Annotated in this window: 1 protein-coding gene and 1 pseudogene; both read right to left on the minus strand. The window is 72.9% G+C overall.

Annotated elements, in window-relative coordinates:
* Positions 1 to 361 (minus strand): annotated as a pseudogene (locus MJ777_RS22640) (hypothetical protein); the annotation flags it as partial.
* A gap of 70 nt (positions 362 to 431) precedes the next feature.
* On the minus strand, positions 432 to 2,946 hold a 2,515-nt coding region (locus MJ777_RS22645; protein WP_239377740.1), incomplete at its 5' end, for an SDR family NAD(P)-dependent oxidoreductase.

Below are 2,946 nucleotides of genomic sequence, written 5' to 3' on the forward strand. Positions count from 1 at the left end.
ACAGAGCTGTGCCCCGGAAACCCATCCTGGCGAGCGCGAGTTCCTGGAACGCCGCCTGCGTCCGCATCGCGCCGGCATGCGCCCTTATGATCTCTTCCCGAAAACCGCGCACCAGCTCCGCGGCCGGGTCAGCCATGGACACCGGAGCGGGCGCGGGGAACACCAGCGGGGCCGCGGGCCCAGCCGGTTCGGCGGTCGCGGCCGGCTGGGCCCGCTGGGCCGGCTGGGCCCGCGGCACGCCATATGTGCTGGCATCGGCCGTGGGCACCGGCGCGGCGGCATCGGCCGGCCACAGCGGGACGCCGAACGGATCACCGTCGAACTGCAGCAGCTCGCCGCTTTCGTCAAGGCTCGCGGTCATCGGGTCGTCTCCGTTCGATCGGGGCCGGCGCGATCAGGGCCGACGCCCCTGGGTGCACTGACCGATCTCGTCATGGCCGTGCCCGCGCGTCCCGGCGCCGGGCGCCCTCCCGGATCTTCTCAGCCATGTCGGGTGTGCTGATCAGCGAAACGTCGAGGAACCGCTGGAGCACAGCGCCAGCGGGCGCGTGGACGGTGACGTCCACGGTCACCCCCATGGACGTGGAGCGCAGGTTGTCGGCCACCGCCACGAACGTGGCGTTGCCCGGCAGCGGCGCGAAGAACTGGACCCGCCCGATACCCAGCGGCAGGCAGCCGGCCCGCAGATAGGCGCGGCCCAGCACGTACGCCGCCTGGACGACGACATCCCCGAGCGCCGGGCTGTGCAGGCTGCCGGCGAAGGCACCAGCGGCCAGCGGGGTGTCCGGCAGCCGGCACTCCACCACCAGCCGGGTCCGGTCCTGGTGCAGCAGCCGCCGGATGCCCTGCAGCAGGACCCCGTGGAACAGGGTTCCGTCGGCGTAGCCGTCCAGGCCGTTCTCGGGTCCCTGCCCGAGCGGGTAGCCGGGCCAGGCAACGTCGGCTGGGGCCTGGTCGGGCGAGGCTGCGAGCACGAACACCCCGCCGTAGTGGGACGCCGGGAACGCGCCACCGGTGTCCGAGCGGATCGCGGCCCGGATGACCAGCCGCCCGTCGACCACGCTGCCCGCGTCGGCTTCCAGCCGGTAGCCGCGCTCGTGCGAGCCGTCGAAGACGATCCCCTTGTGAACCTCGAAGTCACGCGCCTCGACGACCCGCAGGTCCCGGTTGGCCCGCTCGAGGCCATTGATCAGCCAGCCGAGCCCGGCCGTGGCGGGCAGCACCGGGTGGGCGCCGATCTGGTGAGCGTCCACCACCGGGTCCAGGTCGAAGCCGGTCAGCTCCCGATGACTGACGAAGGCCGGGGTGTCGATCGGTCCCGTGGCCGCCGCCAGCGGGACGGGATGACCGACCAGGACACATGCGTCGCCCGCGCGGGCCGCGCTGAACTGCTCGACGAACATCCGCGCCCCATCCGCGGGCGCCAGCAGGGGCACACCCCGGGCGCGGAACATCTCCCGGAGCTCGGGGGTGACCATCCCACCGTCCCAGGCTCCCCAGTTGATCGCGACGGCCGCGCTGGCCGGCCGGCTGCGCCGCCAGCTGGCCGTAACCTTGTTCAGTGCTTCGTTCGCCGCCGCGTAGTCGCCCTGACCAGGGTTTCCGGCGATCCCGGCGATCGAGGTGAAGACGACGAGCTGGCGCAGGGGAGCCTGCGGGACGGCGGCCAGGATGTTGCCCAGACCGATGATCTTTGGTGCGAGGACTCCCCGCACGTCCGCCGCGCTTTTGTCCACGAGCATCGCGTCGGCGAGCGCACCGGCACCGTGCACGATGCCAGTGATCCGGGCCTCATGCTCGGCGAGAGCCGCCCGCGTGGCCGTGGCGTCGGCGACATCAACGCTGAGGTAGACCGCCCGTGCCCCGGCCGCGGTCACGTCGGCGAGGGTCGCCCGGATCTCGCGCTGGGCGAGCAGATCGCGCAGGGCACGGTTGACCTCGCGCGGAGCCGGCGAACCGCCGTCCGCCCGCAGCCGCTCGATCAGCTTCGGCTTCAGCGCGCTGTCGGGCACCCCAGCGGCCCAGTCGGGTTCGTCGGTGAGTTCGGTGCGGCCGAGCAGGAGAAAGGCCAGCGGGCACACCTGCGCCAACGCCCGCACGCACAGAGCCGTTACACCACGCGCGCCACCGGTGACAACCAGGGTGTCCTCGGTGCCGACGCTGAGGTCAGTGAGGTCAACCGGGACCAGATCAAGGTCTTCGTACCGCACCGTCCACCGCTGCCGTTCGGCATCGACACCGACCTCGGCGACGTCACGGGCGGCGTCGTCCAGCTCCCGCAGCACGGCCTCCGCCGCAGCGTCGTCACCGAGCGCCGGGCTCAGGTCGAGCGCCCGGCAGAACAGCGCCGGCATCTCCCGGGCAAGGGTCTTCACCAGCCCGGTGGCCCCGCCCAGCACCGCGGCCGCCATGGCGCGCTCCCCGCTGTGGCCGAGGATGCCGTCAAGCCGGCTCACGGTCACAAAACTGGCCCGCGTTCCCGTGTCAGCGGTCTCCCGCAGGGCACCGGCAATCCGCCCGGCGGCCCGTACCGTCTCAGCGAGCCGACGGGTCGCGTCGTGCCACCGCTCAGGCTGGCCGAGCAGCGTCAGGCACAGATCGATCCGGGGTGATTCGGCCAGGACCTCGGCAAGCTGCCTGTCGAGGTCCTGGCCATCCCAGTCCAGGAATGCGTCCCCGGCGGAGGTCGCCGGGCTCCCCAGCGTCCGGTGACAGACATCCCAGCCACGGCGCTCGAGCTCGCGGACGATCGGGGCGGCGAGCTCGTCACCATGATCAAGAACTACGGCGACCGGCGCGGCCGCATACGCTCCCTCGAGCCGGTCGATCGCGGGCAGCCGCCACGTCTGCGCCGTCAGCCGGCGGGCCTCGCCCGGAGCCGGCGCAGCGGGGGAAACCGCGGGCTGCGCCCGCTGACCGGCAGGGGCAGGGGCAGCGGCCGGTCCC

Source organism: Protofrankia sp. Cj5, from assembly GCF_917627405.1.
GTDB lineage: Bacteria > Actinomycetota > Actinomycetes > Frankiales > Frankiaceae > Protofrankia.